This window comes from Pirellulales bacterium (assembly GCA_035546535.1).
Lineage (GTDB): Bacteria > Planctomycetota > Planctomycetia > Pirellulales > JACPPG01 > JACPPG01.
In genome coordinates this window covers 1-5,712 of the sequence record DASZWQ010000056.1, presented here as the reverse complement: position 1 = coordinate 5,712, position 5,712 = coordinate 1, and the positions used below count along the sequence as shown (strand labels likewise).

General features: G+C 61.2%; 6 protein-coding genes. 4 read left to right on the top strand and 2 right to left on the bottom strand.

All coding sequences use genetic code 11. The annotated features are described in order from the left end of the window. The first annotated feature begins 208 nt into the window (after nt 1-208). The 3 genes from VHD36_07305 (at nt 209) to VHD36_07295 (ending at nt 3,221) form a co-directional block, all read left to right on the top strand. Entirely contained in the window at nt 209-745 is a 537-nt protein-coding gene (locus VHD36_07305; protein ID HVU87111.1) for an HIT domain-containing protein, read from the top strand. A 71-nt stretch (nt 746-816) separates the two neighbouring features. Further along, nucleotides 817-1,929 carry a deoxyguanosinetriphosphate triphosphohydrolase gene (locus tag VHD36_07300; GenBank protein HVU87110.1) on the top strand — a complete coding sequence of 371 codons (1,113 nt, stop codon included), beginning with the start codon at nt 817-819 and terminating at the stop codon, nt 1,927-1,929. Nucleotides 1,930-2,147: 218 nt separating this feature from the next. Then, entirely contained in the window at nt 2,148-3,221 is a 1,074-nt protein-coding gene (locus VHD36_07295) for a PIN domain-containing protein (protein HVU87109.1), read from the top strand. A 34-nt stretch (nt 3,222-3,255) separates the two neighbouring features. On the opposite strand, the gene VHD36_07290 is transcribed toward VHD36_07295, so the two are convergent. After that, nucleotides 3,256-4,446: a cupin domain-containing protein gene (locus VHD36_07290; GenBank protein HVU87108.1), complete on the bottom strand. Its 1,191-nt coding sequence runs from the start codon at nt 4,444-4,446 to the stop codon at nt 3,256-3,258. A 154-nt stretch (nt 4,447-4,600) separates the two neighbouring features. Between VHD36_07290 and VHD36_07285 the strand changes: the two genes are divergently transcribed. Then, the gene (locus VHD36_07285; GenBank protein ID HVU87107.1) at nt 4,601-5,389 is read left to right on the top strand and encodes a hypothetical protein; all 789 of its coding nucleotides are present in this window, start codon (nt 4,601-4,603) and stop codon (nt 5,387-5,389) included. A 194-nt stretch (nt 5,390-5,583) separates the two neighbouring features. On the opposite strand, the gene VHD36_07280 is transcribed toward VHD36_07285, so the two are convergent. Further along, a partial coding sequence (locus VHD36_07280; protein ID HVU87106.1) for a DUF1501 domain-containing protein occupies nt 5,584-5,712 on the bottom strand: 129 nt, incomplete at its 5' end.

Genomic DNA, 5,712 nt, shown 5'->3' with positions numbered 1-5,712 from the left:
AAATCCTCCAAATCTTGTCTGTCAATACCTTCGAGAAAACCCCACTTTTACAGCTACTTTCCACCTCACAACACCAAAACCGTACAGACCCCGACCCTAACCAACGACGCCTATTCGACTTCTAACCGGACAGTACTGATTCGACATGCGAAGTTCGCAGATTGGAAAGCGTTCGAAAATGGCGCAGTCCGATGAGGAGAGTGGGGGCTTGAAACACGAACAGCTCTGGGCCCCTTGGCGGCTGGCGTACATCACCGGCGAGATCGACAAAAAAAAGCCCGTTACTGCGGATCTGCCGTTATTGCCCGGGGCCGATCCGCAATGTTTCATTTGCCGCGCTGTCGCCGATGCGAATGATCGCCAGAATCTGCTCGTCCAACGTGGCGCCAATATCGTGACGGTGCTCAACCGTTATCCTTACAATAACGGCCATCTGCTGGTTGCCCCGCGCTTGCACAAAGGTCGACTGGACGAGCTGACCACCGACGAACAGGCGGAAACCATGGCCGCGATCACGCGCCTGGTCGGCCTGCTCAGCCAGGAGCTGAACGCCGAGGGATTCAATGTCGGCCTCAATCTTGGTCGCGTGGCTGGCGCGGGGCTGCCGGGGCATCTGCACTGGCATATCGTGCCCCGCTGGAGCGGAGACACGAATTTCATGCCGGTGCTCTCGGGCGTGGATGTGATTTCGCAATCGCTCGACGCATTGTGGGAGCTGTTGACCGAAAAGCTGGGGCGATCATGAGCCTCGGCGAGCCAGTAGATTCGCGCTCGCATGCGGGGGTTGACGCAACTTCCGGGGCCGGGAGTTGTCATTTGGCCGATATTGGCGAGCGCGACCGTTTGTTGCTCGCGCCGTACGCCATGCACAGTGCCGCCAGCCGTGGTCGGCATTACCCGGAGCGCGACCATGCCTACCGCGGCCCGTTTCAGCGCGATCGCGATCGCATCGTACACAGCGCGGCGTACCGCCGGCTGAGCGCCAAGACGCAGGTCTTCACCGGCGAGCTGGGAGATTATCATCGCACGCGGCTGACGCACACGATCGAGGTGTCGTCGGTCGCGCGCACCATCGGCCGTGCGCTGCGGTTGAACGAAGACCTGGTCGAGGCGCTCGCTCTGGCGCACGATCTGGGGCATCCGCCCTTCGGCCACGCGGGCGAAAGCGCCCTGGACCGGTGCCTGGTCGGGCAGGGAGGCTTCAACCACAACCAGCACGGTCTGCGCATTGTCACCGAGCTTGAACAGCGCTATCGCGAATTCCCTGGGCTGAATCTCACGATCGAAGTGCTCGAGGGGCAATCGGCGCGGGCCACGAAGGCCACTCCCGGCACTGAACGACCGCTGTTGGAAGCGCAGGTCGTCGATGCCGCCGACAGCGTCGCCTATGACACGCACGACGTGGACGATGCCTTGGAACATCGGCTGCTGACGATGGCCGAGCTGCGCGAATTGTCGCTATGGCGCGAGGCCGACCGCCGTGTGCGCTTGCGCTATCAAGACCTCGACGGCTCTCAGCTCCGCAGGGCCATTTTGCACGAGCTCATTGATTGGCAAGTGGGAGATCTGCTGGCACAAGCGCAATCGCGGCTGGCCGAGTGGCGGATCGATTCGGTCGAGGCGGTGCGTCGGGCACCCCTGATCATCGAGCCCAGCACGGATCTGGCGGCGCAGAAAATCGAATTGGAAAAGTTCCTGGCCGAGCGCGTCTACCGGCACCCGCAACTCCTCTCGGTGCGCCGCGCCGCGCAAGACATGTTATCGACGATGTTTGCTGGTTATCTCGCGCGTACCGAGTTGCTGCCGCCCGGTTATCAGGCCCGCGCCCAGAAAGTGGGGTGGCCGCGGACCGTGGGAGACTACCTGGCCGGCATGACCGATCGGTACGCGCAACAGGAACACGAGCGGCTCTTCGCTGTGCGGCCGTAGGCCAAGTAACCCGCGAGCGACAGCGCGGAATCGACCGATTCCATGCCGGAGGGACCGTCACAGGGCCTATTTTCGGAACAGTTCGGCCGGCTCGACGGCTAATTTCCCCTGCCCCCACTTAGTGGTTGAAACCGGGGCTGGTAAAATGAACAGGTTCGTCCCGTGCAAGCGCGTGGCTTTGCGCGGTCGACGAATTGCCTTGATTCCCGCCTGGTTCCATGACTTCGAAAGTCGCCGCCAAACCCGCCCAGAAGGGTGATTCGAGCATCAGCTTGCTGGTGCTGCGCATCTTCTTCGTGATGGTGTCGATTGGCCTGGCGGCGTCGGTCATCAGCGCCAAGTGGTTCCCCAAGGAGAGCCCCGGGCTCACCTGGGGCGTGTTCGCGGGCATTATCGGCCTGGCGCTGGCCGTCATCGCGGTTGACGTCGTCACGCGCAACAAGCGGCTGGAGGTGATTTCCAGCGTCTATTTCGGCACGATCGTCGGTCTGTTCCTGGCCTATGTCGTCAGCCAGGCGATCGCCCCGCATCCGGTATTCGAGGTTTATCTCCCGACGATCAATCTGGCGCTGGGCGTCGTGCTGTGCTACGTCTGTATCAGCCTGCTCATGCAGACGCGCAATGACTTCCGCTTCATCATCCCGTACGTCGAGTTCGCAAAAGAGGTCAAGGGGCTCAAGCCCTACATCCTGGATACGAGCGTGGTGATCGACGGCCGAATTGCCGACGTGGTCGAAACCAAGATCTTCGACAGTCAATTGATCATGCCGCGCTTCGTGCTGGCAGAGTTGCAGAACATCGCCGATAGCGCCGATCGCTCGCGGCGCAGCCGCGGTCGCCGCGGGCTGGACGTGCTGCACAAGCTGCGCGCCAGCGAAAACGTCGACCTGCAAATGTACGACCGCGATCTGCCGGAGTTCGCCGGCCATCCGGTCGATCTGAAGCTCGTGATGTTGGCCAAGCATCTCGACGGAAAGATCGTCACGAACGACTACAACCTGAACAAGGTCGCTCAGGTGCAGGGCGTAGACGTCATCAATCTCAACGATCTGGCCAACGCGCTCAAGCCGGTATTCTTGCCGGGCGAATCGCTCGACGTGCGGATCGTCAAGCCGGGCGAAGAGCCGGGCCAAGGCGTCGGCTACCTGGACGACGGTACGATGATCGTGGTCGAGGGGGGCCGCGATCATTTGAACAAGACCGTCAAGATCGCCGTGACCAGCGTGCTGCAAACCAGCGCCGGCCGCATGATCTTCGGCCGCTACGAAGCGTCGAGCAAAGCAGCTTCTTAGCCCTCACGTCGTCACGCCGACGAGCCGCCTTTCTTCAGCGTATCTCACGCTCGCTCTGCTTCGGTGGGTTCGGCGGAGCGATGAACACGCGGTCGGTCGGGAATTTCTCGAACAGCGCCTCCGGCTTGTTGAAATTCGCGGCCAGCAGATATTTCGGATTGCTGGCGATCCACTGCGACAGATCGATCGCCTGATAATGTCCTGTGTTGAACGCGATCAGGACGCGAGCCGCCTTTTTGCCGGTGTTCTCGATCGAGTGGCCGTAGCCCTGCGGGATGTAGCCGACGTCGCCTTTGTCGAGCGTTTCGGTCCGGTAGCGGCCGTGCGATCCGAACATACTGACGTTCACCTGGCCGTGGATCACGTACTGCCATTCGTCGGCCGTGGGATGCCAGTGCAATTCGCGCAGGCCCCCGGGCTCGAGATCGAGGATCACGCCCGTCACGGTTTGCGAAATCGGAAACCGATCCGCTCCCACGCGCCATTCGCGCCCGCCTTTGTAAACCGAGTGCGGCTCTTGCGCGAGCATACGAAAGCGGTGCGTTTCGGGCGAAGATCTCAAGCCTCCCTGCAAGGGCGGCTGCTGAATGTCTGGCGGCACCGGCCCGCGCGCGAAATAGACTTCGTCCTTGGGAAAGCCGTCGAAGGCCGACTCGGGCAGGCCGAAGTTTTTCGCCAAGAGCGCCTTGGGCGTGTGGCCGATCCAGTCGCTGATGCTGAACGTGCCGAACTCCGAGAAGTAACCATTGTCGAAAATCAGGATGAAGTGGCACGGCTGCTTTCCCAGGCATTGAATCGAATGACCGTGGCCGCGCGGGAAATACCAGACGTCGCCGGGATCGAAGTCGTTGGTTTGCGAGTTGCCTTGCGGGTCGGCGACCGTCGTGCGGCAGCGCCCTTCGATCACAAAGGCCCATTCCGCGGCCGTGGCGTGCCAATGCAATTCGCGGATCACGCCCGGCTCGAGTCTCATCGAGACGCCGGCGATTCCTTTCGAGATCGGCAGTTGCAGCACGGTCGCTTCCTTGCCGTAGCTGCCGTCCAGCGTGCGGCCCTCGGACTTTTCGAGCTGAAATTTAAACGTCGGCAGCTCTTTGCCGGATAACAGTGGGTCAGGCACGTTGTTCTTGAACGGAAATCCCTCCTGCGCCTCGGCCGCGTTGAGCGCAAGCATACTGGCCGCCGCGGCTGACCCGATGAATCCGCGTCGCGAGACTTCCGACATGGCCCAACCTCCTGTGAGTATCTATTGAGACGGATTATCAATACGGTCCGATCGACGAAGAAACTTGCGGCGCGTAATTCCGCCAATCTCAGGAATCGTATCGCGAATCCTTGTCGGCGGCCAACTCTACCGCCGAGCAGTCGATGATTTCGCCTTGTCCGAGGGCGCGATTCCGGCCAGAATTATTCGCTCGTTCGCCGTAACGGCGTACTCGTCTTCTCCTTGCCGCGCTCTTGATACCTTTATGAAATTTCGGGCCGCCGACCTGGTGCTGCTCTGCGGCGCAACCTTGATGGGGTTCGCGGTGGGCTGCTCGGGCGCGCGCGTGTCGATCGAGGGGGCGGAAACCGACACGAGCCGGCTGCCGCGCGCCAACGAAGTGCGCGCGATCTTCGTCAGTCCCACCACCACGATCTACATCGCTCGCGAGAGCATCGACAAGGCCGGATCACTCATTGCGGCACAATTGACGCAGGCGGGCTGGCAACAGTACGCTTCGCCGCTATCGCCCGAAGAGAAGTCCGATAAACGCATCGCGTCCTTCAAGCGCGGATCCCATGCGGTGTCGGTCTTTTTGACGGTTGAACCGGGGCGTGAGAATCAGACCAGCGTCCAGTACGCCGCGGTGAAGCTGTCCCACGATCTGCCGTTCCCGTCGGATGGAGAGAATATCCAGTTTGATCCGAACCTTCCGCAGCTGCGCTGCACGACGCGTCAACCGGTGGAAAAACTGCTTACTTTCTTCGATGGCGAATTGGCGGCACGCGGCTGGTCGGTGCCCGCCGCCGAACTGCGTGTTAGCCGTAAAGAGGAGGCCGGAGCGACAGCACACTATGTATCGGCCGAAAAATCGCGGCTGGAATTGCGTTTGAAGCGCCGCGACGACGGCCGTCTGACCGTCGAGATCGAGAGCGTGCGCGACAGAACCGACGCTCGCGATTAAGCGAACGACACCAGTCGGCGCAGGTCGATAGTCGCGGCGGTCTAACAGCCTGTTGAAGAACACAACGGGCTGCGACATCGCAGGGATGCGATGGCAAAATATCGACGTAAGTCGTTATTTTGCGAGCCGTGTGAAGCTTTGCTTCGCACTTGGCGAGGTTGAAAAAAGCCACGAGGGCTTTTTTCAACAGGCTGCTAAGCCAGGATTTCGCGGATCACGTGGCCGTGTACGTCGGTCAGGCGGAAATCGCGGCCGCCGAAGCGGTAGGTAAGCCGCTCGTGATCCAGGCCCAAGAGATGCAGGATCGTGGCGTGCATGTCGTG